The 24,426-nt window shown below is 73.1% G+C and carries 23 protein-coding genes and 1 tRNA gene; 18 read left to right on the top strand and 6 right to left on the bottom strand.

Translation table 11 applies throughout. From position 1 onward, the window contains the following. Window positions 1-17: 17 nt before the first annotated feature. Window positions 18-869, bottom strand: a complete 852-nt coding sequence (gene pdxY, locus BMW78_RS00570; protein WP_091755421.1) for a pyridoxal kinase PdxY — start codon at window positions 867-869, stop codon at window positions 18-20. 213 nt (window positions 870-1,082) lie between these two features. Here pdxY and BMW78_RS00565 point away from each other — a divergent pair, with 213 nt between their 5' ends. Further along, the gene (locus BMW78_RS00565; RefSeq protein WP_091755419.1) at window positions 1,083-2,375 is read left to right on the top strand and encodes a glutamate-5-semialdehyde dehydrogenase; all 1,293 of its coding nucleotides are present in this window, start codon (window positions 1,083-1,085) and stop codon (window positions 2,373-2,375) included. Between the two features lie 91 nt (window positions 2,376-2,466). After that, on the top strand, window positions 2,467-3,174 hold the full coding sequence (locus tag BMW78_RS00560) for a class I SAM-dependent methyltransferase (RefSeq protein ID WP_091755418.1): 708 nt from the start codon (window positions 2,467-2,469) through the stop codon (window positions 3,172-3,174). Here BMW78_RS00560 and BMW78_RS00555 read toward each other — a convergent pair. Next, window positions 3,110-4,108: a glycosyltransferase family 2 protein gene (locus BMW78_RS00555; protein WP_091755417.1), complete on the bottom strand. Its 999-nt coding sequence runs from the start codon at window positions 4,106-4,108 to the stop codon at window positions 3,110-3,112. The genes BMW78_RS00560 and BMW78_RS00555 overlap by 65 nt on opposite strands. A 743-nt stretch (window positions 4,109-4,851) precedes the next feature. On the opposite strand from BMW78_RS00555, the gene BMW78_RS00550 reads away from it, so the two are divergent. The 5 genes from BMW78_RS00550 (at window position 4,852) to BMW78_RS00530 (ending at window position 6,866) form a co-directional block, all read left to right on the top strand. Then, entirely contained in the window at window positions 4,852-5,046 is a 195-nt protein-coding gene (locus tag BMW78_RS00550; RefSeq protein WP_091755416.1) for a hypothetical protein, read from the top strand. A gap of 3 nt (window positions 5,047-5,049) precedes the next feature. Next, window positions 5,050-5,658, top strand: coding sequence for a nicotinate-nucleotide adenylyltransferase (gene nadD / locus BMW78_RS00545; RefSeq protein WP_342707678.1), 609 nt, complete (start codon window positions 5,050-5,052; stop codon window positions 5,656-5,658). A 7-nt stretch (window positions 5,659-5,665) separates the two neighbouring features. After that, a complete protein-coding gene (gene rsfS, locus BMW78_RS00540; RefSeq protein WP_091755415.1) occupies window positions 5,666-6,040 on the top strand; it encodes a ribosome silencing factor in 375 nt (124 codons plus the stop codon). Window positions 6,041-6,050: 10 nt separating this feature from the next. Further along, window positions 6,051-6,704: a histidine phosphatase family protein gene (locus tag BMW78_RS00535; protein WP_091755414.1), complete on the top strand. Its 654-nt coding sequence runs from the start codon at window positions 6,051-6,053 to the stop codon at window positions 6,702-6,704. Between the two features lie 89 nt (window positions 6,705-6,793). Beyond that, a tRNA-Ala gene (locus BMW78_RS00530) sits at window positions 6,794-6,866 on the top strand. Window positions 6,867-6,970: 104 nt separating this feature from the next. Here BMW78_RS00530 and BMW78_RS00525 read toward each other — a convergent pair. Next, a complete protein-coding gene (locus BMW78_RS00525; protein ID WP_091755412.1) occupies window positions 6,971-7,498 on the bottom strand; it encodes a hypothetical protein in 528 nt (175 codons plus the stop codon). 216 nt (window positions 7,499-7,714) lie between these two features. Here BMW78_RS00525 and BMW78_RS00520 point away from each other — a divergent pair, with 216 nt between their 5' ends. The 3 genes from BMW78_RS00520 (at window position 7,715) to BMW78_RS00510 (ending at window position 10,303) form a co-directional block, all read left to right on the top strand. Continuing rightward, window positions 7,715-8,170 carry a universal stress protein gene (locus tag BMW78_RS00520; protein WP_091755410.1) on the top strand — a complete coding sequence of 152 codons (456 nt, stop codon included), beginning with the start codon at window positions 7,715-7,717 and terminating at the stop codon, window positions 8,168-8,170. Between the two features lie 103 nt (window positions 8,171-8,273). Next, entirely contained in the window at window positions 8,274-9,638 is a 1,365-nt protein-coding gene (locus BMW78_RS00515) for an adenylate/guanylate cyclase domain-containing protein (protein WP_091755408.1), read from the top strand. Between the two features lie 80 nt (window positions 9,639-9,718). Beyond that, complete coding sequence (locus BMW78_RS00510) at window positions 9,719-10,303, top strand: HdeD family acid-resistance protein (protein WP_091755407.1); 585 nt, start codon at window positions 9,719-9,721, stop codon at window positions 10,301-10,303. A gap of 51 nt (window positions 10,304-10,354) precedes the next feature. Here BMW78_RS00510 and BMW78_RS00505 read toward each other — a convergent pair whose 3' ends face one another. Beyond that, on the bottom strand, window positions 10,355-11,665 hold the full coding sequence (locus BMW78_RS00505) for a DUF4232 domain-containing protein (RefSeq protein ID WP_091755405.1): 1,311 nt from the start codon (window positions 11,663-11,665) through the stop codon (window positions 10,355-10,357). A gap of 256 nt (window positions 11,666-11,921) precedes the next feature. Here BMW78_RS00505 and BMW78_RS00500 point away from each other — a divergent pair, with 256 nt between their 5' ends. Next, the gene (locus tag BMW78_RS00500) at window positions 11,922-13,613 is read left to right on the top strand and encodes a PxKF domain-containing protein (RefSeq protein ID WP_091755404.1); all 1,692 of its coding nucleotides are present in this window, start codon (window positions 11,922-11,924) and stop codon (window positions 13,611-13,613) included. A 95-nt stretch (window positions 13,614-13,708) separates the two neighbouring features. On the opposite strand, the gene BMW78_RS00495 is transcribed toward BMW78_RS00500, so the two are convergent. Continuing rightward, window positions 13,709-14,347, bottom strand: coding sequence for a DinB family protein (locus BMW78_RS00495; RefSeq protein ID WP_143056097.1), 639 nt, complete (start codon window positions 14,345-14,347; stop codon window positions 13,709-13,711). Window positions 14,348-14,357: 10 nt separating this feature from the next. Further along, on the bottom strand, window positions 14,358-14,897 hold the full coding sequence (locus BMW78_RS00490) for a hypothetical protein (protein WP_091755400.1): 540 nt from the start codon (window positions 14,895-14,897) through the stop codon (window positions 14,358-14,360). A gap of 112 nt (window positions 14,898-15,009) precedes the next feature. On the opposite strand from BMW78_RS00490, the gene BMW78_RS00485 reads away from it, so the two are divergent. The 7 genes from BMW78_RS00485 to BMW78_RS00455 all read left to right on the top strand — a co-directional run bounded on the left by BMW78_RS00485 (window position 15,010) and on the right by BMW78_RS00455 (window position 24,426). Then, window positions 15,010-15,501 (top strand): DUF4396 domain-containing protein, encoded by a 492-nt coding sequence (locus BMW78_RS00485; RefSeq protein WP_091755398.1) that lies wholly within the window; start codon window positions 15,010-15,012, stop codon window positions 15,499-15,501. Between the two features lie 67 nt (window positions 15,502-15,568). Next, on the top strand, window positions 15,569-16,204 hold the full coding sequence (locus BMW78_RS00480; RefSeq protein ID WP_143056096.1) for a lysoplasmalogenase: 636 nt from the start codon (window positions 15,569-15,571) through the stop codon (window positions 16,202-16,204). 142 nt (window positions 16,205-16,346) lie between these two features. Further along, window positions 16,347-19,244: a leucine--tRNA ligase gene (gene leuS, locus BMW78_RS00475; protein ID WP_091755394.1), complete on the top strand. Its 2,898-nt coding sequence runs from the start codon at window positions 16,347-16,349 to the stop codon at window positions 19,242-19,244. Between the two features lie 63 nt (window positions 19,245-19,307). Continuing rightward, complete coding sequence (locus BMW78_RS00470) at window positions 19,308-20,174, top strand: DegV family protein (RefSeq protein WP_091755392.1); 867 nt, start codon at window positions 19,308-19,310, stop codon at window positions 20,172-20,174. Continuing rightward, window positions 20,171-20,917 carry a glycerol-3-phosphate acyltransferase gene (locus BMW78_RS00465; protein ID WP_245735581.1) on the top strand — a complete coding sequence of 249 codons (747 nt, stop codon included), beginning with the start codon at window positions 20,171-20,173 and terminating at the stop codon, window positions 20,915-20,917. The genes BMW78_RS00470 and BMW78_RS00465 overlap by 4 nt, the downstream gene beginning before the upstream one ends. Before the next feature lie 75 nt (window positions 20,918-20,992). After that, a complete protein-coding gene (locus BMW78_RS00460; RefSeq protein ID WP_245735580.1) occupies window positions 20,993-22,021 on the top strand; it encodes a ComEA family DNA-binding protein in 1,029 nt (342 codons plus the stop codon). Continuing rightward, entirely contained in the window at window positions 22,018-24,426 is a 2,409-nt protein-coding gene (locus BMW78_RS00455; RefSeq protein ID WP_245735579.1) for a ComEC/Rec2 family competence protein, read from the top strand. The genes BMW78_RS00460 and BMW78_RS00455 overlap by 4 nt, the downstream gene beginning before the upstream one ends.

Genomic DNA, 24,426 nt, shown 5'->3' with positions numbered 1-24,426 from the left:
CCCGGTGCAGCGCCCGGTCAGCGGACCTGCGTCACCTCGAACTGCATCTTCGGGTGGGCGATGCTCTCCTGCGACTGCACCAGCTGCAGCTCGCGCTCACCGGACTCCAGCGTGTTCCCCAGCAGGTCGAAGACGCTGCTCGCGGTGCGCCCGAGCGCCTCGGCCGGGCTGCCGGTCGAGAGCAGGTGCGCGGTGAAGAGCGCGGCCGTGACGTCGCCGGAGCCGTTGGCCTTCATCGGCAGCTGAGGGGTCTGCACGATCCAGGCGCCGTCGCCGTTCACGGCCAGCATCTCGATGGTGTCCTCGGGGCGGTCGGGGCGCAGCACGCTGGTCACCAGCACCGTCTGCGGGCCCATGGCGCGGGCCTTGTCGACGGAGTCGAGGGTGTCCTCGAGGGTCTCGGGCTCGGTCTCGGTGAGGAAGCCGAGCTCGAACTGGTTGGGCGTGATGAGGTCGGCGGCCGGCACCACGCGCTCGCGCAGCAGCACCGGGATCGCGGGGTGCACGAAGCAGCCGCTCTTGGCGTTGCCCATCACCGGGTCGCACGCGTAGATGGCGTCGGGGTTCGCCTTCTTCACGCGGGCCACGGCGTCGAGGATGACGTCGCCGATGTCCTCACCGCCCTGGTAGCCGGACAGCACCGCGTCGACGCCGGGGAACGCGCCGCGCTCCTCGATCCCCGTGATCACCTCGCGCACGTCACTCGCCGGGAGCAGCGGCCCACGCCACTGGCCGTAGCCGGTGTGGTTGGAGAAGTGCACCGTGTAGACGGGCCACACCTCCACCCCGAGGCGCTGCAGCGGGAAGACCGCCGCGCTGTTGCCGACGTGGCCGTAGGCGACCGAGGACTGGATCGACAGGATGCTCACCCGGGCATTGTGGCAAAGCCGGTATGCCGCCCGCGCGCCGGCCGTGCGGTCACTCGCCTCGCGCTCGTGCCGGCGACTTCGTACCCGCCGTGCCGGTGATGCGGGCCCCGGAAGGGGTGATCGCGCGGCACGGCGGGTACGAAGTCGATCCGGGGTCGGTCCGGGGGACGGGACGCGCGGCTGGGCGGTGAGCCCGCGGCATACCCTTGGGGCATGTCGACGACCTCGATGATCGACCCGGCCGCCGTGGAGCAGGTGCGTGAGCTGGCCACGGCCGCGGGCACGGCCTCGCGCCGTCTCGCCCTGCTCTCGCGCGCCGACAAGGACGCCGCGCTGCGGGCCATGGCCGACGCCCTCGACGCCGCCACCGACGACGTCATCAAGGCGAACGCCGAGGACCTCCAGCGCGGCCGCGACAACGGCATGGCCCAGGGCCTGCTCGACCGGCTCACCCTCGACGCGGGACGGGTCGCCGGAGTCGCGCAGGCGCTGCGCGACATCGCCGCGCTGCCCGACCCGGTGGGGGAGGTCGTGCGCGGCTCGACGCTGCCCAACGGGCTGGAGATCCGCCAGGTGCGGGTGCCCATGGGTGTCGTGGGGATGATCTACGAGGCGCGTCCGAACGTCACGGTCGACGCGGCCGGCCTGGCCCTCAAGAGCGGCAACGCCGTGGTGCTGCGCGGTGGCTCGGCCGCTGCGTCGACCAACCGCGCCCTGGTCGCCGTGCTGCGCAAGGCGCTGGTGGCGCAGGGACTCCCCGAGGACGCCATCAGCCTGCTCGACGGCGGCGGGCACGACGCGGTGCGCGCCCTGATGACCGCGCGCGGCCTGGTCGACCTGCTCATCCCGCGCGGCGGGGCCAGCCTGATCCAGACGGTCGTGACCGAGTCGACCGTGCCGGTCATCGAGACCGGCGTGGGCAACTGCCACGTCTACGTCGACGTCGCGGCCGACCTCGACAAGGCGCTCGCGATCGCGGTCAACGCCAAGACGCACCGGCCGAGCGTGTGCAACGCGGCCGAGTCGCTGCTCGTGCACCGGGCGGTGGCCGACGACTTCCTGCCCAAGGTGCTCGCCGAGCTGGGCGGCGCCGGCGTGCGGCTGCACACCGACGAGGCCTCCGGCGCGGCGGCCGAGCAGGCCGGGGTGGCCCACGAGGACGCCACCGACGAGGACTGGGGCACCGAGTACCTCGCGCTCGAGATGGCCGTGCGCGTGGTCGACGACCTCGACGAGGCGCTCGAGCACATCCGCACCTACGGGTCGGGCCACACCGAGGCCATCGTGACCGAGGACCGTGCGGCGGCCCGGCGCTTCACTCACGAGGTCGACGCGGCGGCGGTGATGGTCAACGCCTCGACCCGGTTCACCGACGGCGGCGAGTTCGGCTTCGGCGCCGAGATCGGCATCTCCACCCAGAAGCTGCACGCCCGGGGCCCGATGGGGCTGCCGGAGCTGACGACGACGAAGTGGGTCGTGGAGGGCGACGGCCAGGTCCGCGCCTGAGCGACTGACGGGCGCCCGGACCGGCGGCCCACCACGCGGCACACCGACGCCGTGCAGGACCGGTGCCCCACCCGTGGCAGGATGACCGCCCGTGGAGGGCACCGAGGTTCGCAAGCTGGCCGCGCTGGAGGACACCCACTGGTGGTACCGCGAGCGCCGGCACCTGCTGGCCCGCGCCATCAAGAACCTCACGCCCGGCCGGGCGCTCGACGTGGGCGCCGCCGGTGGCGGCAACACCCGGGTGCTGAAGGCGGCCGGCTGGTCGGTCGCGGCTCTGGAGTACGGCGCCGACGGGGCCGAGGTGGCCCGCGGCCGGGGGCTCGACGTCGTGCGGGCCGACGCCACCGCCCTGCCACTGCCGGACGGCAGCCTCGACCTCGTGGTCGCCTTCGACGTGCTCGAGCACATCCTCGACCACGACGCCGCCGTCGCCGACGTGCACCGGGTGCTGCGGCCGGGAGGCACCTTCCTCGTGGCCGTGCCGGCCGACCCGCGCCTGTGGTCGGAGCACGACGTCGCCGTCGACCACGTGCGCCGCTACACGCGGGTCACCCTGCGCGACGTGCTCGAGCGTGGGGGCTTCGAGCTCGAGTCCCTGACGTCGTGGAACGTGCTGCTGCGGCCGGTCGTGGCCCTGCGGCGTCGCAGCAGCCGGGGGAGCGACCTCGACGAGCTGCACCCGCTGGTCAACGCCGGGCTGCGGGCGGTCGTGACGGCCGAGCGCTACCTGCCCGTCAAAGGGATGCCTGGTGTGACTCTGCTGGCAACGGCGCGTCGGAGCTCGTCGCCGGCCCGGTGAGCGAGTCGTAGGCGATGAAGTAGGTCGGGCGGGCCTGCATCATCGCGTACATGCGGCCGACGTACTCGCCGAGGATGCCGAGGCAGAGCAGCTGCACCGCGCCCACGCCCGCGACAGCGACGACCGTGGACGTCCAGCCGGGGAGGGTGTGGCCGACGAGCTGGGCCACGAGCGCGTAGACGAGCAGCGCCACGGCCGCCAGCCCACCCGTCAGGCCCAGCCACGTCGCGGCGCGCAGCGGGGCGATGGAGAAGCCGGTGACGCTGTCGATCGACAGGCGCAGCATCTTTGCCAGCGGGTACTTCGAGCGGCCGGCCGCACGTTCGTCGCGCCGGTAGGACACCGAGGCCGACGGGAACCCGAGCGCGGGCACGATGAAGCGCAGCACCCGGTTGTGCTCGGGCAGGGAGTTCACCGCCTCGACCGTGGCGCGCGACATCATCCGGTAGTCGCCGGCGTCGCTCTGCGCCGAGGTGCCCGACAGGGCCCGGATCACGCGGTAGAACGCCCGGGCGCTCAGCCGCTTGAACGCCGAGTCGCTCGAGCGGTCGGAGCGGACGCCGTAGACGACGTCGACCCGCTCGTCGCGCGCGACGGCGAGCATCTGCGCGATGACCTCGGGTGGGTCCTGCAGGTCGGCGTCGAGGGTGACGACGTAGTCGCCGCGGGCCACCGCGAGGCCGGCTGAGATCGCGGCCTGGTGACCGGCGTTGGCGCGCAGGCGCACGACGCGCAGCTCGGGCCACTCGCGCCGGATCCGCTGGAGCACCACCGCGGTGGAGTCGGTGCTGCCGTCGTCGACGGTGACCACCTCGTAGGTGGCGCCGAGGCCGTCGGCCACCGGGCGCAGCCGTTGCGCCAGCAGCGGGAGGACGTCCTCCTCGTTGTACACGGGGACGACGATGCTCAGCTCGGGGCTCAGCGCGGGTGGCATGCCTCCCAGCCTAGGGCCAGGCGCTCGGCTCGAGGGGGAGGGACAGGAGGGACAAGGGGGAGGGACAAGGGGGAGGGGCAAGGGGAGGACCTCGGTGCCCACCGCCTGCGCGGCAGGAGGATGGGCACCGAGGGCCACAGGGGGTCGGTCCGCTGCGCGAACCGGGTGACCGTGCGCTGATGGCCACTACGACGGTGGCAGGGGTGGGGGTGGACCCCGTCACCGGCGACGGTCGGGCCACCCAAGTCGCGGTAGGCCCTCCGCGGCGGCGCCCGCGGACCCGGGGCACGCCCCGGAACCCTCTCCGGCGCGGCCGGACAGGGCGGGCCTGCCGTTATCCGGCTGGCCCTGCTCCCCGTTGCGGCGGTGTCGGAACCTTCACCGACCACCTCGTGGAGCGAGTGAGCAAGTTCTAGCGCCGGGTGATGCTGTGCCGCAACGGAATCCGGAAAACTTGTTCACCCTTCCACCAACCCACAGCGCCGTCCACAGCCCTCCCCGCACGGGTGACGTCTTGTGCACAGCCCTGTGCACAAGATCTGTGGACCACCGAGGCTGCCATGGGCCGCCCTCCCCAGCCGCGGTCCCGGGCTGCTGTGGACGCCGTGGCGCACCGGTGCGTCGTCACGCCTGGCCGGCGCGGCGCACCGGTGCGTCGTCACGCCTGGCGGGCGCGCGGCATACCGGCGTGTGGTGACGGGTGTCGGCGGGCGGGGGCACCGGCGCCGGGTAGGCTGTGCCGCATGTCGTCGTCGCTGGTCAACCTGTACACCGCCGCCGAGGAGCACACGCGCGAGCTGCCCATGTCCCCGTACATGTTCGGCGCGCTGGCCCTGGCCGGCTTCGCACTACTCCTCGCCGTGCTGTGGATGTTCCGCGGCGCAGCGGGGCACATGTCGGGCGGCGAGGCGCACACCCGGGCCAGCGAACGCGGTTGACGCATGCGCCTCGGCGTCATGGGTGGCACGTTCGACCCGATCCACCACGGCCACCTCGTCGCCGCCAGTGAGGTGCAGGCGCTCTTCGGCCTCGACGAGGTCGTCTTCGTCCCGACCGGGCAGCCCTGGCACAAGGACGGCGTCAGCCCCGCCGAGCACCGCTACCTCATGACGGTCATCGCGACCGCGTCCAACCCCCGCTTCACCGTCAGCCGGGTCGACATCGACCGTCCCGGCGACACCTACACCATCGACACCCTGCGCGACCTGACGGCCCAGCGCCCCGGCGACGAGCTGTTCTTCATCACCGGCGCCGACGCGCTGGCCGAGATCCTGTCGTGGAAGAACGTCGCGGAGCTCTTCGAGCTCGCCCACTTCATCGGCGTCACCCGGCCCGGGCACGAGCTCGCCGACCCGGGCCTGCCGGGGAACGGCGTGACCCTGCAGGAGGTGCCCGCGATGGCGATCAGCTCCACCGACTGCCGCGACCGCGTCGGCCGGTCCGAGCCGATCTGGTACCTCGTCCCCGACGGGGTCGTGCAGTACATCAACAAGTACCACCTGTATGCCGCGGACCGCGCGATCGCGGGCCGCCCCCGGAACCACACGTAGGAGAGCAGTGCCCGCAACGCAACGCGCCCTCGACCTCGCCAAGGTCGCCGCCCTCGCCGCCGAGGACAAGCTGGCGACCACCATCACCGCCATCGACGTCAGCGAGCAGCTCGCGCTCACCGACGTCTTCGTCATCGTGTCGGCGAGCACCGACCGCCAGGTCGGCGCCATCGTCGACGAGGTGGAGGACAAGCTGCGCGAGACCGGCGCCAAGCCGGTGCGCCGCGAGGGCGAGCGCGAGGGGCGCTGGGTGCTCATCGACTACGGCGACATCGTGGTGCACGTCCAGCACGACGAGGAGCGCAACTTCTACGAGCTCGAGCGGCTCTGGAAGGACTGCCCCGAGATCGAGCTCGGCGTGCAGAAGCGCCGCGAGGCGTGACGGTGCGCCGGTGACGCAGGGGCGCCGGATCGTCGTGCTCCGGCACGGTGAGACCACCCACAACGCCGCAGGCATCTGGCAGGGCCAGCTCGACAGCCCCCTCTCCGAACGGGGGATGCAGCAGGCGTATGCCGCGGGGCAGGCCCTGGCGGCCCTCTCACCCGTGCGCGTGGTCGCCTCGGACCTCCAGCGCGCGGCCATCACCGGCCGGGCGGTGGCCGAGGCGTGCGGTGTGCCCATCGCCTACGACGAGCGCTGGCGCGAGATCCACGCCGGGGTGTGGCAGGGCATGAGCGGCGCCGAGGTGCGGGCGCAGTGGCCGGAGGAGCAGGAGAAGCTGCTGCGCGGCGAGGACTTCGTCCGCGGCGAGCACGGCGAGTCGGTGGCCGACGTCGCCCACCGCACGGCCGAGGCGGCCGAGGAGCTGCTCGCCGGCATGGGCGCGGGGGAGACCGTCGTCGTCGCCACCCACGGGGTGGCCGGGCGGGCCGTCGTGGCCGAGCTCGTGGGCCTCGACCAGGGCACCGCGTGGACCACGCTCGGGGGGCTGGGGAACTGCCACTGGGCCGAGGTCACCGAGGGCCGGGTCGGGTGGCGCCTGGTGCGCTGGAACGTCGGTCCACCGGGGATCGAGGCGCTCGACGGGCAGGCCGCCCGGGCCTGAGCCGCTGGTGCGCCCCCGATTTGGTGAATCAGGGGGTCCCGTGGATAAACTCTGGCGTCCCCTTCGGGGGAACGGGCGAGAAATCGCACGGGGCTGTGGCGCAGCTGGTAGCGCACCTCCATGGCATGGAGGGGGTCAGGGGTTCGAGTCCCCTCAGCTCCACCGAGAAGAGAACCCCTCCCGGTCCGACCGGGAGGGGTTTCGTCGTTTTCGGGCGGCGTGACGTGAGACGCGTGTGCTTGCGGTCGGTCCGCTCGGCCCCTCTGTCAGGCCCACGGTGGGGCGACGCGCGTCCGGGGCGGGCCGCTGCTGGGCGGCCCCGTGGGGCTGCCTCGGTCCCTGGCTGCGACGGTGCACCACACCATGGGCTCGCCGCCGCTGTCCTCCCGCCCCCAGTCAGCGGCGACCCTGGTCGCCACCAGCAGGCGGGAGTCGCGGTGGTGCTCGACGTCGTCAGGTGCGGTGTCGCTCACCGCGACCCTGGCCGCGGAGCCGGTGCAGGACAGCTCCACCGTGATCGGCTGCACTCCCGCGAACAGCGCCCGGGTGACCAGCTCGCTGACGACGAGGGTGACCTCGGGCAGGGACCAGCGGGCGTGCTCACGGCACAGGTGCGTCCGGACGAAGGCCCGGGCCAGGACCGCCGCGTGCGTCGTCGCCGGCACCGTGACGGCCGCCGGTGGGCTGGTCCCGCACTCGGGTGCCGAGGGCTCCGCGTCGACCCTCGGCAGCGGCCGGTGCCGGTTCCGGGCGTGGCGCTGGCGCTGATCGACGACGGGGGTGCGGGACGGCATACCGGCAGTCTGGGCGTCGGTGGAGCGCCGGCGTCAGAGGCGTTGGGCGGCCTGGTGGGGGCCAACGGCCCGCTCGCACTACGCCATCGGTAGGAGGAGCCGCGCGGCGGACCTTCGGCCCTGCCGCGGGCGCGCGGCGCGGGGGCACGCTGGACGTGCCAGGAACGACCCGCAGCAGCGGGTCGGCCGATCGGCGCGGCAGGGAGGAGCCCCTCGATGGTCGGCACGCAGGACAACCAGCACGACGTCGCACGGGTCGTGGTCGGGGTCGACGGGTCGCAGCCGTCGCGGCAGGCGCTGAGGTGGGCGCGCACGCTGGCCGGCTGCACCGGGGCGGTCGTGGAGGCTGTGACGGTGTGGACCTACCCGGCAGCCGCTGGGTGGGGCATGGTCGGTGGCTGGGACCCGGAGGAGAACGCCCGGCAGGTTCTCGAGGAGGCGCTCGACGCGGCATACGGCAACGACCGGCCACCCAAGCTCACCACCCGCGTGGTGCAGGGTCCCGCAGCCAAGTCCCTCCTGGACGCCAGCGAGGGCGCACAGATGCTGGTCGTGGGCAGCCGCGGCCACGGTGGGTTCACCGGCCTGCTGCTGGGTTCGGTGAGCGCCGTCTGCGCCGAGCACGCGCACGTGCCGGTGCTGGTCGTGCACGGCGAGGCGCCCACCCGCTGAGCCCGGCGATCCGGTGCGGGCGTGGGCGTCGCGGCCGTACGCTCGATGGGTGGGCGCCGCGCCGTCGCACCGCGCGCTTCCGGAACCCTGGCCGAGGCGTGCCGTGGCGCGCCCGAGGGCCGTACTGGCCGCGCTGACGGCGCTCGGCTCGACGCCGGACGGGTCAGACGACGAGCAGGTCCGGTCGGGGACGCTCATCCTCGCGTCGGTGCTGATCTCCCTCGTCTCGTTCGTGTGGGTGACGACCTACCTCGTCTACGGGTACCCCCTCTCGGCGGCGATCCCTGCCGCCTACCAGGTCATCACCGTGCTGGGACTGGTCGTCCTCGCGCACAACCACCGGTTCGAGCTGTTCCGCAAGACGCAGTTCGTAGTGTTCCTCGTGCTCCCGGCCCTGCTTCAGGCCTCGCTCGGCGGGTTCGTGGCCTCGAGCGGGATGAGCCTGTGGTCGATCTTCACCCCGCTCGCGGCCCTGGCCCTGCTCGGGACGCGGCGGTCGGTTCCGTGGCTCGTCGCCTACTTCACGCTGCTGGTCCTGCTGGCGGTGCTCGATCCGTGGCTGTCGCAGCACCCGGCCGAGCTGCCGGCGGGTTTCGTCACCGCGTTCTTCGTGCTCAACGTCGTCGGGGTCACCCTGTGCACCTACGTCATGCTGGCCTACTTCGTCGAGCAGCGGGCTCGCGCCCACCAGGCCCTGGAGGCCGAGCAGGAGCGCTCCGAGCGGCTGCTGTTGAACGTGCTGCCCGAGCCGATCGCCGCGCGTCTCAAGCGCGAGAGCGGGGTCATCGCCGAGCACTACGACTCGGTCAGCGTGCTCTTCGCCGACCTGGTGGGCTTCACCGCGCGGTCGCTCGTGATGGCCCCGCGTGACCTGGTGGCGCTGCTCGACCAGATCTTCTCGGCGTTCGACCGCGTCGCCGACGCCGAGGGGCTGGAGAAGATCAAGACCATCGGCGACGCCTACATGGCGGCCGGTGGGCTGCCCGAGCCGCGACCGGGACACCTCGAGGCCGCCGCCCGCGCCGCGCTCGCGATGCGCGCGGAGATCGCGGACCTCGCCCAACGCGGGGGACACCCGTGGCTGGCCGTGCGCATCGGCATCGACGCGGGACCGGCCGTCGCCGGCGTCATCGGGAGGCGCAAGTTCATCTACGACCTCTGGGGCGACACGGTGAACACCGCGAGCCGGATGGAGTCCCACGGCCTCCCGGGGCAGATCCAGGTGACCGAGCGGGTCGCGGGCGCGCTCGAGGGCAGCTTCGAGCTGCGGCCTCGCGGGGTGGTCGACGTCAAGGGGAAGGGGCCGATGCGGACCTTCCTGCTGACCGGTCCACGGAGGCCTCTCCCTGCTGGTGCCCCCGGCGAGGCAGCCGGGGGCAGCGCGGCCGGATCGGCCGCCGACGAGGCTGGGGCCGGCTCGGCATCCGTCGACCCTGCAGCGGCCGGCGTGGAGGACCTTCGCCCCTGAGCAGACCGGTCGGCACGCCGTGTACTGGAGGGGCGCGACGTCTGCCGCGGCGCGTTCCGAGCCGCCTGAGGAGGCCCACCATGGTTCGTGACTACGTCGGTGACTGGCGCCTGCTGGCCCTGCGCGGAGTGCTGGCGGTGGCCTTCGGTGTGGTGACGCTCGTGTGGCCCGAGATCACGCTCTGGGCTGTGGTCATCACCTGGGGCACGTTCATGCTCCTCGACGGTGTGGGCACCCTCGTCGCCGCATTCACCAGCGACGTCGTCCGCGGACGCGGGTGGCTGGTCGCCCACGGCGTGCTGGGGGTGGCCGCCGGCCTGGTCGCGTTCATCTGGCCCGACATCACCGGCCTGGTGCTGCTGTTCGTCATCGCGATCTGGGCGTTCCTGTCCGGGCTCGCCAAGCTCGTCACCGCCATCCAGCTGCGCCGCGAGCTGCGTCATGAGTGGGTGCTCGGCGCGGTGGGCGTGCTGTCCATGGGGTTCGCGGTCGTCCTCGTCATCACACCCGGCGCCGGCGTCCTCGTCATCACGTGGCTGATCGGCTGGTACGCCATCGTGCTCGGCCTGGCGATGCTCGTCCTCGCCTGGGAGGTGCGGCGCGAGCTGACCGGTGCGGCCCGCGGCAGCTCGGCACGCCCGGGCACCCCGCACCCGGCCACCTGACCCACCCGGCACCTCACCCACATGTCCGCCTGACGTACCCGGCCATCCGACCTACCCCGCCAGCACCCAGTTGCCTACGCGCAGCTCGCCGCCGTCGGCGAGGTCGAAGGCGTAGGGCTCGACGGTGACCGGCTGCCCACGGGTCCCGGGGTGCAGGGTGACCGTCAGGGTCTGGGGCGTGGTCGTGTCGGCGGCGGCGCCGAATCCGCGCCAGTAGAGCACCGCCCGGGCCGTCTCGTGGGGAGACAACCCGACGCGCGTGGCACGTCCCTCCATCCCGGGCTGGCTGGTCGACGTCGTGCCGCTGCGCACGTCAAGGGCGCCGCCTCCTTGGGAGAGTGCGACCGTCGCGAAACCGTCGACGTAGCAAGCGCGTCCGCTGAGGTTGGTGGCCTCCAGCGTGGCGACGCGCGCCCCCATGGCGGCGTCGAAGCCGGTGAGTGCGAGGCGAAGGTCGGCCGCCCTGCACCGGAGTCCCGTCCGCACCCCGGGGTCGGTCGTGGGGGAGGGCGTGGTGCCGGGTGCGGTGGCCGGTGGGCCCGTCGGGCGTGGGGGCGACTGCGGCGGCGTCATGTCCGTCAGGTCGGCGCGCCCGGTCGGACGGTCCATGGGGCCGAGCAGGCCGAGCGGTGACAGGCTTCCGACCAGGGCCGTCACAGCGGCGGCCGTCGCGACGACCCCGCCCAGCGCACGGACGGCCGGCCACCGGTCCCAGGCCACCCTGTCGGCGAGCGCCGTGACGCCGGCGGCGACCAGCCCAGCCGTCCCGACCCCGGCCCACCAGGCGTCGGCCTCGCGCGCGACGAGCACCGTCGCCATGGCCAGGCCCGACAGCGCCGCGACGGCCAGCGAGAGCAGGTATGCCGTGGCCGCACCTCGTGCGCGCCCCAGCCTGCGATGGACCAGCTCCAGCAGGCGGCCGAGGCCGAGCCAGGCGCCCACGGCCGCGGCCAGGGCGAGCTGTGAGCTGGCAGCCAGGCCGGCCATGAGCGACGCCGACGCCCCCACGGTGACCACGACGGCCGTCACGACCGCCGCGGTGCCGGAGTGGAGCAGGGCCCGCCTTCCGCGGAAGCTGCTTGCCGTGGCGGGGCCGGTGGGGCCCTCGTCTCGGTGGGCCAGCAGTGCCGCAGCCAGGCCGGCTCCCGCCACCACCAGCAGCAGGCCACCCCACGTCGCCCACGACAGCACGCGCAGGGCCAGCTGCGGGTCCACGTCGACCGGGCAGGGGGTGCGGGTGCAGGCCTCGGCGCCGTCGAACCACGACGGGGTGTACGGCCCGGCGACGACGCCGGCGACGAGCATGACGGCCAGGCCGGCCAGGGGCAGCGCACGCAGGTGCCGCGCTCCATGCCCGGTCATGCCGTCGCCCCCCAGCAGTAGGTCGGGTCGCCGGCTGCGACCCGTGCCGACCAGCCTAAGGCGCTCCTCCGACACGGATGCCGCATGTGCCCGGTTCACGACCCTTTGTCATCGGCTCTTCGGTCGTACTTCCGGCGTAGGGGTAAAGACTCCGTCTAGACGCGGTCTACGTTCCGTCATGTCGACACAGCCATCCGCGGGCAAAGCGGATCTGTGGGGGACTCCCGCGACGCTGAACTCGAAAGGAGCATCGCGTATGCGTGCTCTGGGCAAGTCCGCGGCAGCCGGTCTGACGGCTGCCGCCCTGGTCGGCGCGGGGGTCAGCGCCGCCTTCGCCGACAACATCGTCCTCACCGGCGACGACGTCACCTCGACCGCCGGCGGCACCCTCGACCTCGGCACGGTCGCGTGCAAGTCCGTGGTCACCAGCAACGTCCTGGTCGCCGCCATTCGCAGGGGGAATGGCGACAAGGCAGACCCGGTCTTCGCGAACGGCACCGCCGTCGCGGTCTCAGTGACAGGCGTCACCGGGACGGGGCTCACTGCTGCTCCGGGCAGTGACGCCACCATCGACCTCGAGTCCAACTGGACCAGCTTCGCTCCCGGCTCTGGCCACGTCAGCCAGGACACCGCCACGGTGGTGGCGCGCCTCGCGACCTCGACCGTCTCGGGCGCCGGCACCGGCTCGATCTCGTTCGTGGCGACCGGCGTCGCCACCGACGGCGACACCATCCGACGCACGGACTCGCTCAAGGTCTCGTGGAACACGGCGCCGTGTCCCACCAACACCGCGCCAACGGCTCCTGGCGCCCCGGTGGCCAGCGCCACCCCGACGCAGGGAGGGTTCTCGCTCAGCTGGGCGCCCTCGACGGACGCCGAGAACAACGCCGTCACCTACACGCTCGAGGGCAAGGACGCCGACGACGCAGGCTTCACGCCGGTGGCGACCGGCCTGACCTCGCCGAGCCACACCTTCGTCGCCGGCGCTCCAGCCGAGGGCACCTGGACCTACCGGGTCAAGGCCGTCGAGACCAGCACCAGCCCGGCGCTGGAGAGTGCGTACGGCCCGGCGTCCAGCCCCGTCGTGGTGGATCGCACCAAGCCGAACGCGCCGACGGCATCGCCCGACCGGGCCGCCGACTACACCGATGTCGCCACGGGTGCCTGGTGGAAGGACTCGGTGACGGTCAGCTTCGCGGACAACGGCGACCCCAACCTGCCCGACAGCTCCGTCGGCAGCGGTGTCGCCGCCTGGAGTGACTCGGAGACGGTGACGGTGACCGGGCCCTTCACGACCGGTTCTCGTACGGTCACCGACCGGGCGGGCAACGTCTCCGCCCCGACCACGTTCAGCGGCTCCGTCGACGCGGCAGCGCCGCTCGTCTCGCTCGCCTGCCCCACCGCTCCGGTGGTCAAGGGCTCCACGGCATACGCCACCTGGACCGCCTCCGACCTCGGCTCCGGCCTCGCCACCGCGGCGAGCGGTCAGGTCGCCCTCGACACCAGCGCAGTCGGGTCGCGCAGCGTCGTGGCGCCCGCGGGCACCGCGGTCGACAACGTCGGGCACCAGTCGGCGGCGACCGAGGCCTGCAGCTACTCGGTGGTCTACGACTTCCACGGCTTCTTCCAGCCGGTCGACATGGACAAGGTCAACGTCGCCAAGGCAGGCAGCTCGATCCCGATCAAGTTCAGCCTCAGCGGTTTCCAGGGCATGGACATTATCGCGGCCGGCTACCCGAAGTTCACGATCACCGGCACCTCGCAGACCGGTGACGCGATCGAGCAGACCGTCACGGCCGGCGGCAGCTCGCTGAGCTACGACCCGGTCGCCGACCAGTACGTCTACGTCTGGAAGACCGACAAGGCCTGGGCCGGCAAGTCCGGCACCTTCACCCTGAGGCTGGCCGACGGGACGGATCACACCGCGAAGTTCAGCTTCAAGAAGTAGGGGACAACGAAAGCTGGGGGTGGGAACTGCGGGCCCGGTTCATCTGAACCGGGCCCGCAGCCATGTCCCGGCCGGTTCGGCGGGTTCGGCCGGTGTCAGTCCGACGGAACGCTTGCGTACCAGCGCCAGGCGGTCCCGCGGGTCTGCGGCGTGCGCCCGGTGGCGGCCAGCAGGTCGTGCCAGGGGTCGCCGGTGCGTGCGGCGTCGGGGAAGAGGCGGTCGAGGGCCCGGCCGCAGATGTCCGCGTCGGCGGCGTAGCTGACGTCGTGCGCCGACAAGATGTCGTGGGCGTGGGCCACCGCCTCGACGATGCCCATCGCCGCGAAGCCCGTGCGGTCGGACAGGCCCGCCGGATGGAACCCACGGCGCTCCGGGGGAGCGGTGGCGGTCACCGCCACGAGCAGGCCCCCGGTGGCGTCGAGGGCGCTGAGGATGCCGCGGGTGCCGGTGGCCGGGTCGGGCCAGAACACGATGGGTGGCGAGCCGTCGCGCCACGGGGCCGGCTCGAGCAGCTCGACGTAGGAGGTCTGCGGCGGGTTCACGCCGGAGAGCTGCATGGCGTAGAAGCCGAAGTCGTCGAGCAGATGCCCGAGGGTGTCGCGACAGGTCCAGTCCAGACCGGCGGCCGGTGCCTCCCACGCGTCGTCGGGCAGCACGGCGAACCGGACCAGCAGGTCGTCGATGACACGGCGGAGGTCCTGCGACGTCGGTGTGGTGGGGACGGCGGCGGTCATGCCGCGCACCCTACGCGGCCGCGGACCGCTCCTGCTCGGTCGCCGCAGCGAGGGCGAGGTCGACCATGGCCTTGGTGATGAGCAGGAGCCCGGCGTCCATGAGCAGCAGCCACTCCAGCGGCATGGGCACCGAGTTGTCGGTGCCGAAGCCCGGTGCCAGCGACGTGCTCAGGAGCAGCAGCCCCGCACCGACCGCGAGGAAGACGCCGCTCGTGGGGCGGTGCACCTTGCAGCGGACGATGGCGATCCCGAACAGCAGCAGGCCCGCACACATCAGGAGCAGCGACCCCCAGAAGCCCATGCCGACCGCGGCGGCTCCGGCCCAGCCGACCCAGCTGGCCGGGTGGGTGCCCTGCTCGAGCTGGTGCCCGGCCACGCCGACGGTGATGAGCACCGTCGTCGCGAGCTGGAGGGTGGTGTGCACCGCGGGGGGCAGGGCCACGTCACGGGCGAGCGCGTTCCAGAAGGCGAAGAGCAGCACCGCCCCGGCCGCGCCCCAGGCCCCTGCGTGGCGCTCCATCCAGGCGATGAGGCGCAGCGTCCCCTCCATGTGCCGACGGTAGGAGGTGGAGCACGTGCCCGGATCCGGCAATATGCGTTGTGGCGGCTACGCGGAATGCCGCAGGGGAATACACCCCCCGGGGGTATACGTTGGAGGAGCCATGAGCGAACACGTGCACCACCACGAGGTCCAGTCTCACTCCGACCACGCCGCCACCGGTCAGTGGTCGCAGGCCGTCAGCGCCACCCTCCACTGCCTCACCGGCTGTGCCATCGGTGAGGTCCTCGGACTGGCGCTCGCCACCTGGTGGGGCTGGTCCAACGGCCCGAGCATCGTGCTCGCCATCGTGCTGGCCTTCGTCTTCGGCTACTCGCTGACGATCTGGCCGGTGCTGCGGGCGGGCCTGCCGCTCAAGGCGGCCCTCGGCGTGGCGCTCGCGGCCGACACCGTCTCGATCACCGTCATGGAGGTCATCGACAACCTCGGCATGCTGGTCATCCCCGGTGCGATGGAGGCCGGGCTGACCGACCTGCTGTTCTGGGGCTCGCTGGTCGCCTCGCTGGTGATCGCGTTCGTCGTCACCGTTCCCGTCAACCGCGCCCTCATCGCGCGGGGCCGTGGCCACGCGGTGGTGCACGCCTACCACCACTGACCTGACGCGAGCTGCGCCGTTGCCGGGTGACGGCAACGGCGCAGCCGGCCTGTGGGAGGGTTCGGCCGTGACTGGGGTGCTCTGGGCGCTGGTGGCCGGCTTCGCCGTCCTCGACTGGTATGCCGTGTGGCGCGGCTCGCGCGGCCTCGAGCGGCTCGCCAAGCCGCTCACCATGGTGGCCCTCCTCGCCGCGGCTCTCTCGATGGGTGCGGCGGACACCGTCTCCGGGCACCGTCTCCTCGCCGGCCTCGTGCTCGGACTGGTCGGCGACGTCGCCCTGCTCGGCGACGGAGAGCGCCGGTTCCTCGCAGGGCTGTCGGCCTTCCTCGTCGGCCACCTCGCGTACACGGCGGCCTTCCTTCCGGCCGGGCCGCAGACCCTGGCGCTGGCGCTGCCGGGCCTGGTGCCGGTCGTGGTGGTCGTCGCGCTGGTCGCGAGGCCGGTGCTGGTGGGTGCTGCCGCCCAGGGCGGGGCAGCGATGGGAGCCGCGGTCGCGGCATACATGCTCGTCATCGGCGCGATGGTGGTCACGGCGTGGGGCACCGGCCGCCCGCTGGTCGCCGCCGGGGCGTCGGTGTTCATGGTGAGTGACGCGGTGCTGGCACACGCGCGGTTCGTGCGGCCCTGGCCACGGGCGTCGCTGCTGGTCATGGTCACCTACCACCTCGGACAGGTGCTCATCGTGCTGGGCCTGCTGCGGTAACCTGACTGCATGGCACGGTCGCTGCTTCTTCGGCAGCCGCGCTGACGAACCGGACCCACGGACGTCACCGCGGCGAACCCCTCCTGCGCGAGGGGCTTTTTTGTGCGAGAACGGCAGCCGACACCACGACGCGAGGGATGAGATGAACGAGACGCCGCACCGCTACACGGCCGAGCTGGCCGGCCAGATCGAGGTCGCCTGGCAGGACCGCTGGCAGGAGTGGGGCACCTTCCACGCCCCGAACCCCGCCGGCCCCTGGGCCGAGCCCGAGAAGGTGGCCGGACGCGAGAAGCTCCTCGTCCTCGACATGTTCCCGTACCCGAGCGGAGCCGGGCTGCACGTCGGGCACCCGCTGGGCTACATCGCCACCGACGTCTTCGCGCGCTACAACCGCATGACGGGCAAGAACGTCCTGCACTGCCTGGGCTACGACGCGTTCGGCCTGCCCGCGGAGCAGTACGCCGTGCAGACCGGCCAGCACCCGCGCAAGACGACCGAAGAGAACATGGTCAACATGAAGCGCCAGCTGCGGCGCCTCGGCCTGGGCCACGACGACCGGCGCACCATCGCCACCATCGACCCCGACTACTACCGCTGGACGCAGTGGATCTTCCTGCAGATCTACAACAGCTGGTACGACCCGGAGGCCGAGCGCGAGGACGGTGGCCGTGGCGCGGCACGCCCGATCGCCGAGCTGGTCGAGCAGTTCGCCAATGGCGAGCGCCCCACCCCGAACGGCCGCGACTGGGTGGCGCTGAGCGCGTCCGAGCAGAGCGCGATCCTCGACGGCTACCGGCTGGCCTACACCTCCGAGGCGCCGGTGAACTGGTGCCCCGGCCTGGGCACGGTGCTGTCCAACGAGGAGGTCACCAACGAGGGCCGCTCCGAGCGCGGCAACTACCCCGTCTTCAAGCGGAACCTGCGCCAGTGGATGATGCGCATCACCGCGTACGCCGACCGGCTGGCCGACGACCTCGACCGGGTCGACTGGCCCGAGAAGGTCAAGCTGATGCAGCGCAACTGGATCGGCCGCAGCCAGGGCGCGCGCGTGTCCTTCCCAGTCGTCGGGCAGGACGCCAGCATCGACGTCTTCACCACCCGCCCCGACACACTGTTCGGCGCGACGTTCATGGTGGTGGCCCCCGAGCACCCGCTGCTGGACTCCATTGTCTCGCAAGGGGACTGGCCCGCCGGCACCAAGGAGGCATGGACCGGCGGCGCGGCGACCCCCAAGGAGGCCGTGGCGGCATACCAGCTGCAGGCGTCGCGCAAGAGCGAGGTCGAGCGCCAGACCGAGGGCAAGGACAAGACCGGTGTCTTCACCGGGGCCTTCGCCACCAACCCGGTCAACGGTGAGCAGGTCCCGGTCTTCGTCGCCGACTACGTGCTGATGGGCTACGGCACCGGAGCCATCATGGCCGTGCCGGCGCAGGACAACCGCGACTGGGAGTACGCGACCAAGTTCGAGCTGCCGATCATCCGCACCGTCCAGCCGGCCGAGGGCCACCCCGAGGACGAGGCGTACACCGGCGACGGGCCGGCGATCAACTCCTCCAACGACGAGATCTCGCTCGACGGCATGGGCGTCGCCGAGGCCAAGTCGACGATCATCGCCTGGCTGGAGGCCAAGGGCTTCGGTGAGGGCACGGTCAGCTACAAGCTGCGCGACTGGCTGTTCTCGCGCCAGCGCTACTGGGGTGAGCCGTTCCCCATCGTCTTCGACGAGGAGGGCAACGCCCACGCGGTGCCCGAGTCGATGCTGCCGGTGAGCCTGCCCGACGTGCCCGACTACTCGCCCAAGACCTTCGACCCCGACGACGCCGCCTCCAGCCCGGAGCCGCCCCTGTCACGCGTGCCGGAGTGGGTGGAGGTCGAGCTCGACCTGGGCGACGGACGCGGCGTGCAGAAGTACCGCCGCGAGACCAACACCATGCCCAACTGGGCCGGCTCGTGCTGGTACTACCTGCGCTACCTCGACCCGGCCAACACCGAGGCCCTCGTCGACCCCGAGAACGAGGCCTACTGGATGGGCCCGCACGCCACCCCGGTCGCGGGTGCGCCCGCGGGCGTGCAGGACCCGGGCGGTGTCGACCTGTACGTCGGCGGTGTCGAGCACGCGGTGCTGCACCTGCTCTACGCCCGGTTCTGGCACAAGGTGCTGCACGACCTGGGCCACCTGAGCAGCGACGAGCCGTTCCGGAAGTACTTCAGCCAGGGCTACATCCAGGCCTACGCCTACACCGACGAGCGCGGGCAGTACGTCCCGGCGGCCGAGGTGGAGGAGACGGCCGGGGAGTACGGCGGCGACCCGATCTACAGCTGGCGGGGCCAGCCGGTGAACCGTGAGTACGGAAAGATCGGCAAGTCGCTGAAGAACGTCGTCAGCCCCGACGAGATGTACGAGGCGTACGGCGCCGACACGTTCCGCGTCTACGAGATGGGCATGGGTCCGCTGGAGCTGTCCCGCCCGTGGGAGACGCGCGCCGTCGTCGGGTCGCAGCGCTTCCTGCAACGCCTGTGGCGCAACGTCGTCGACGAGGAGACCGGTGAGGTCCGGGTCGTCGAGGCGCCTCTCGACGCCGACACGGCGCGGGTGCTGCACAAGACGATCGACGCCGTCGGTCGCGACTACGCCGCGTTGTCGTTCAACACCGCCATCGCCCGGCTCATCGAGCTCAACAACGCGCTGACCAAGCTCGACGCCGTGCCCCGCGAGGCGGCGGAGAAGATCGTGCTGATGGTGGCGCCGCTGGCCCCGCACATCGCCGAGGAGCTGTGGTCGCGACTGGGACACGACGAGACGTTGGCCTTCGCGCCGTTCCCGAAGGCGGACGCGTCGATGCTCGTCGAGGAGACGGTGACCTGCGTGGTGCAGATCAAGGGCAAGGTGCGCGACCGCATCGAGGTGCCAGCCGACATCAGCGAGGACGACCTGCGCGAGCAGGTGCTGGCGCTGCCCAAGGTGGTTGCCGCGACGGAGAACGGTGTGCGCACCGTCATCGTCCGCGCACCCAAGCTCGTCAACGTCGTCCCGGCCTGACGCCACCGGCCCGTCGACCCCGTCCTGCCCGGCAGCGGCGGGGTCGACGGGTAGCCTGCGCGCGTGAGCGTCGCGATCGTCACTGACACCACGGCATACCTGCCGGCGTCGGTCGTGTCCGAGCGCGGCATCACGGTTGTGCCGCTCCACGTCGTCGTCGCCGGGCAGGAGTTCAGCGAGGGCGTCGACATCAGCACCGCCGAGGTCGCGAAGGCCCTGCGGGCCTACAAGCCGGTGAGCACCTCCCGCCCGTCGCCGAGCGCCTTCCTCGCCGCCTACGAGGCGGCCGCCGCGAACGGCGCCAGCGCGATCGTGTCGATCCACATCTCCGGCGAGATGTCGAGCACCGTGCAGTCGGCCCACCTGGCGGCACAGCACTCGCCGGTGCCGGTCACGGTGGTCGACTCGCGTTCGCTCGGCATGGCGATGGGGTATGCCGTGCTGGCCGCCTGCGACGCCGCGGCCGCCGGTGTGACCGCGGAAGACGTTGCGGCACAGGCACTTGCGCGCTGCGAGGCCTCCACAGTCGTGTTCTACGTCGACACCCTGGAACACCTGCGGCGGGGTGGGCGCATCGGCTCGGCGTCGGCGTTCCTCGGCTCGGCCCTGGCCATCAAGCCGATCTTGTCGCTCAAGGACGGGCACATCAGCGCGCTGGAGAAGGTGCGCACCTCCGCCCGCGCGCTCGCCCGCCTCGAGGAGCTGGCCGTGGCGGCCGCGGAACGGGCACCGGAGGGCTCTGACGGGGTCGACATCTCGGTGCACCACCTCGACTCCGCCGCCCGGGCGGAGGACCTAGCCCGCCGGCTGCGGGAGCGCGTCGGCAACGCCCACGAGGTGCGGGTCGTCGAGCTCGGCGCCGTCGTCGGGGCGCACGTCGGACCGGGCACCATCGCGGTCGCCGTCTCGCCCAGGTTGGCGACGTCATGACTGGCGCAGCCATGACGGGCGCAGCCATGACCGGCGCAGGCATGAGCGCTGCGGGCTCGACCGTGGTGGCGACGACGGCGACGACGGCGACGCCGGCCGGGCTGCTCGCCGTCGAGTGGGACGTCGCCGGCCTGTTCGAGTCGGTGCTGGCGCTCGGCGTGGTGCTCGTGGCCTCCTTCCTGCTCGGCGCGGTCAACCCCGCGTCCATCGTCGCCAAGGTGCTCGGCCACGACCTCGCGCACTCCGGCTCGGGCAACCCCGGCGCCACCAACGCCGGGCGGGTGCTGGGGGTGCGCTGGGGTGTCGTCGTCGGGCTCCTCGACGTGCTCAAGGGCTACCTGCCGGTGGTCGTCGTGCAGGCGGTGATGGGCACGGTGCCGGCCCTGTGCGCCGGTCTGGCCGTGGTGCTCGGCCACATCTGGTCGCCGTTCCTGCGCGGCCACGGCGGCAAGGGGGTGGCCACCTCCCTCGGCGCGATCCTCGCGGTGCAGCCGTGGTTCGCCCTCGCCATCGTGGTGGTGTTCGGTGTGCTGGTCTGGCGCATGCGGTGGGTGGCCGGCGCCTCCGTCTCGGCCTGCCTCGTGCTGCTCCTGCTGGGCCTCGGCACCTGGGTCGGCTGGGTGCCGGGCGGGACCCGCGACGTCGGCGCCTGGTGCGTGGTGCTGGCCCTGGTCGTCATCTACCGCCACCGCCGCAACATCGAGCTGTGGGTCGCGGCGCGCCGCGACTCGTCCACACCCTGACGGCGGTCCGTCACACCGTCCACAAGGGCGGCTTGCCCGTGGTCCGCCGTGGCAGCCGCTTCCTAGCGTGCCCGTATGCCGTCGCGTCGCCGCTCCGCCGAGCCGTCACCTCGCCTGCTGGCCCTGCTGGGCGCCGGCGACGCGGGCACGGCAGACCCAGCCGCGGCGCCCCGAGGCCCGGGGGAGCCGTGGCTCCCTCAGCGTGAGTGGCTGCTCGGCCAGGACGCCGATCCCTCCGGACCTGCCGCTGCAGGTGGTCGCGACCGGCCGGCGGGGGAACGTCGCGCTCCGGTGCCGTCGCGTCCGGCGCCGACGCGTACTGCCCCACCGGGGCGGCACCGGCGGCCCCGCCCACCCGGGCCGGCGCTGCTGACGGTGCCGAAGGCGCTGGCCGGGGCGCGACTGAGCGCACCTCGTGCGGCGGTCCTGGGCATGGTGCTCGTGGTCGTGCTCGCGGTGGCGGTCTTCGGTGTCCGCGTGGCGTGGGCGCGGGCGGCCAGCGCTCCCCAGCCCGTCGAGCGGACCGCAGCGGCCGAGAGGGGGACCTCCGTGGTGTCGCGGACCTCCGGCCCGGGGGGCTTCGGTGACGGGGCAGGGGCCGCCGCAGCCCGAGGCACCGGTCCTGCAGGCGCCGCTGCCACTGGTGCCACCTCCACCGCCCGCGGTGTGGTCGTGCACGTGGTCGGACAGGTGCGCCGTCCCGGACTCGTGGTGCTGGCCACCGGTGGACGGGTGGGTGACGCGCTCGCCAAGGCCGGCGGTGCGCTGCCCGGTGCCGACCTCACCGCCCTGAACCTGGCGCGCCCCCTGGTCGACGGGGAGCAGGTGCGGGTACCCAAGCCCGGCGAGGCGCCGCCGCCCGCTCCACCAGGTCCGTCCGGCGGCGCAGGCGGAGAAGGCGCTGCGGCGACCGGACCGGTGAACCTCAACACCGCCTCCGCCGCGGCGCTCGAGGAGCTCCCCGGCGTCGGGCCCGTCCTGGCGCAGCGCATCGTCGACTGGCGCACCGAGCACGGCCGCTTCACCTCCGTCGACGAGCTGGGCGAGGTCAGTGGCATCGGCGAGAAGATGTTCGCGCAGCTGCAGGACAAGGTCACCGTGTGAGCCGTCCGGGCGGGCGCCGGGGGAGGGTGTCGCCCGGGCCCGACCTGCGCCTGCTCATGCCGGCCCTCGCCGCGTGGTCGCTGGCCGCTGCGACCCTGGGCCTGGCCCCGGTCGTCCGGGCCGGCCTGTCGGCGGCGCTGCTGGTCGTGGCCCTGGTCGCTGTCGGCCTCGCCCGCGGTTCGGCGGACCGTCTGGCCCGCCGGTCGACGGGCCGGCTGGCCCGCATGCCTGACCTCCTCACCCGGCTGGCGCTGTGTGCCGCCGCGGCATCACTGGTGCTGCTGGCCTCGGCCGGGCACTCGTGGTCGCGGGAAGCGGGCCCGGTGGCCGACCTGGCCCGCGATCGGGCGGTGGTGCGGATCGAGGGCGTGGTGGCCAGCGAGCCCGTCCTGCGCGGCGTGGGTGACTCCCAGACGGTGCTGCTCAGGCTGACGGTGACGGAGGTGTCGTCCCGCGGCGAGCGGTGCCGCACCCACACGCCGGTTCTCGTTGTCGGTGACGACCGCTGGGCGGGCGTGCGCTGGCGGGAACGGCTCAGCGGCCAGGGGCGCCTGTTCTCGGCCGAGCGCGGGGAGCCGGTCGTCGCCGTCCTGCGCCCGACGGGCACGCCGGTCCTCGTCACGCCACCCGGGTTCGTCGCCCGCGGTGCCGAGCACCTGCGCGCCGGACTGCGGGCGGCGGCAGCACCCCTGCCGGCCGACGCCCGCGGCCTGCTGCCGGCTCTGGTCATCGGCGACACCAGCCGGACGCCCGCCGACCTCACCGAGGCCATGCTGGCCACCGGGATGACGCACCTGTCGGCGGTCAGCGGCTCCAACGTCGCGATCGTCCTGGCCGCGGCCCTCGGCGCCGCCTCGCTCCTGGGCTTCCGCAGGCTCTGGCGGCCGGTTGTCGCGCTGGTGGTGCTGGCGGGCTTCGTCGTGCTGGCCCGCCCGGAGCCGAGCGTCATCCGCGCCGCTGCCATGGGCGCGATCGGGCTGGTCGGGCTGAGCCGGTCGCGGCGGGCGGCCGGGCTGCCGGTGCTCGCGGCGGCGGTGCTCTGCCTGCTGCTGGTCGACCCGTGGCTGAGCCGCACCTACGGGTTCGCGCTCTCCACCCTGGCGACCCTCGGGCTGCTGCTGTTCGTCCGCAGCTGGGGCGATGCCATCGGGCGGCGCCTGCCACGCCGCATCGGCTCCTGGGGGCCGACCCTCGCGATTCCGGTTGCGGCGCAGGCGATGTGCGCACCGGTGGTGGTGCTGTTGCAGGGATCGGTCAGCACCGTCGGGGTGGTGGCGAACCTCCTCGCCGCGCCGCTGGTCGCACCGGCCACCGTGGCCGGCGTCGCCGCGGCCCTGACCGCCAGCATCTGGCAGCCGCTCGGCACGGCGCTCTGCTGGGCCGGAGCCCTGCCGACCCTCGGCATTGCCTGGGTCGCCCGCAGCTGTGCCACCGTGCCCGGTGGCACCCTGCCGTGGCCCGACGGTGCACCGGGCGCGGTGCTGCTCGCCGCGTTCACCGCGGTGGCCCTGGTCGTCGCCCCGTGGGTGCTCCACCACGTCCGGGTGCGGCCGCTCGTCGCCCTCGCCGTGACCCTCGTGGTCGGAGCGGCGGCGGTGCCGACGAGCCCGGCGACGTGGCCACCGCCGGGCTGGCGGCTGGTGGCCTGCGACGTCGGCCAAGGCGACGCGCTCGTCCTCGCGACCACGCCGGGCCGCGCCGTGCTCGTCGACGCCGGCCCCGACCCGGCCCTGGTCGACCGGTGCCTGCGCAGGCTCGACGTGCGCGCCCTCGACGCGGTGGTCCTCACCCATCTGCATGCCGACCACGTCGACGGGCTGCCGGGCGCCCTTGCCGGGCGCGACGTGCGCGAGGTCCTGGCCACGCCCGTCCGCGACCCGCCCCACCAGTGGGAGCGGGTGCAGGCCTGGGCCGCGGAGCGAGGGGTCCCCGTGCGGGAGGTGTATGCCGGCGACCGCCTGCGCTGGGCGGGTGTCACCGCCGACGTGTGGTGGCCGGCACGGCGGATCAGCGCCGGCTCGGTGCCCAACAACGCCAGCGTGGTGCTCGCGGTGCGCAGCGGCGAGGTCGACGCCCTCCTGATGGGTGACGTCGAGCGCGAGGCGGCCCACGCGGTCCTCCTGGCCCTGCGCCGCGACCCCGCCATGGCTGCGGAGGCGTCACGGCTCGACGTCGTCAAGACGCCCCACCACGGGTCGTCCAACCTCGACACCGAGCTCATGGCAGCCGTCAGCGCACCGGTGGCCCTCATCAGCGTGGGCAAGGACAACGACTACGGCCACCCGGCTCCGAAGCACCTCGAGGTCCTGCGGCGGAACGGGTCCGTGGTCTACCGCACCGACCAGCGCGGCGACGTCGCGGTCGTGGCCCGCGGGTCAGGCGTCGCCGTGGCGACGAGCCGGTGA

The sequence above is a fragment of the Pedococcus cremeus genome (assembly GCF_900111375.1).
Taxonomy (GTDB): domain Bacteria; phylum Actinomycetota; class Actinomycetes; order Actinomycetales; family Dermatophilaceae; genus Pedococcus_A; species Pedococcus_A cremeus.
The sequence above is the reverse complement of the archived record's forward strand: the minus strand, read 5'-3'. Positions and strand labels throughout refer to the sequence as shown.

Bases quoted from the DNA above. Each gene is read 5' to 3' on its own strand.
- BMW78_RS00565 (WP_091755419.1), top strand. From the start codon at position 1,083: ATGTCGACGACCTCGATGATCGACCCGGCCGCCGTGGAGCAGGTGCGT.
- BMW78_RS00555 (WP_091755417.1), bottom strand. From the start codon at position 4,108: ATGCCACCCGCGCTGAGCCCCGAGCTGAGCATCGTCGTCCCCGTGTAC.
- BMW78_RS00550 (WP_091755416.1), top strand. From the start codon at position 4,852: ATGTCGTCGTCGCTGGTCAACCTGTACACCGCCGCCGAGGAGCACACG.
- nadD (WP_342707678.1), top strand. From the start codon at position 5,050: ATGCGCCTCGGCGTCATGGGTGGCACGTTCGACCCGATCCACCACGGC.
- BMW78_RS00525 (WP_091755412.1), bottom strand. From the start codon at position 7,498: ATGCCGTCCCGCACCCCCGTCGTCGATCAGCGCCAGCGCCACGCCCGG.
- BMW78_RS00520 (WP_091755410.1), top strand. From the start codon at position 7,715: ATGGTCGGCACGCAGGACAACCAGCACGACGTCGCACGGGTCGTGGTC.
- BMW78_RS00510 (WP_091755407.1), top strand. From the start codon at position 9,719: ATGGTTCGTGACTACGTCGGTGACTGGCGCCTGCTGGCCCTGCGCGGA.
- BMW78_RS00505 (WP_091755405.1), bottom strand. From the start codon at position 11,665: ATGACCGGGCATGGAGCGCGGCACCTGCGTGCGCTGCCCCTGGCCGGC.
- BMW78_RS00500 (WP_091755404.1), top strand. From the start codon at position 11,922: ATGCGTGCTCTGGGCAAGTCCGCGGCAGCCGGTCTGACGGCTGCCGCC.
- BMW78_RS00495 (WP_143056097.1), bottom strand. From the start codon at position 14,347: ATGACCGCCGCCGTCCCCACCACACCGACGTCGCAGGACCTCCGCCGT.
- BMW78_RS00490 (WP_091755400.1), bottom strand. From the start codon at position 14,897: ATGGAGGGGACGCTGCGCCTCATCGCCTGGATGGAGCGCCACGCAGGG.
- BMW78_RS00485 (WP_091755398.1), top strand. From the start codon at position 15,010: ATGAGCGAACACGTGCACCACCACGAGGTCCAGTCTCACTCCGACCAC.
- leuS (WP_091755394.1), top strand. From the start codon at position 16,347: ATGAACGAGACGCCGCACCGCTACACGGCCGAGCTGGCCGGCCAGATC.
- BMW78_RS00465 (WP_245735581.1), top strand. From the start codon at position 20,171: ATGACTGGCGCAGCCATGACGGGCGCAGCCATGACCGGCGCAGGCATG.
- BMW78_RS00460 (WP_245735580.1), top strand. From the start codon at position 20,993: ATGCCGTCGCGTCGCCGCTCCGCCGAGCCGTCACCTCGCCTGCTGGCC.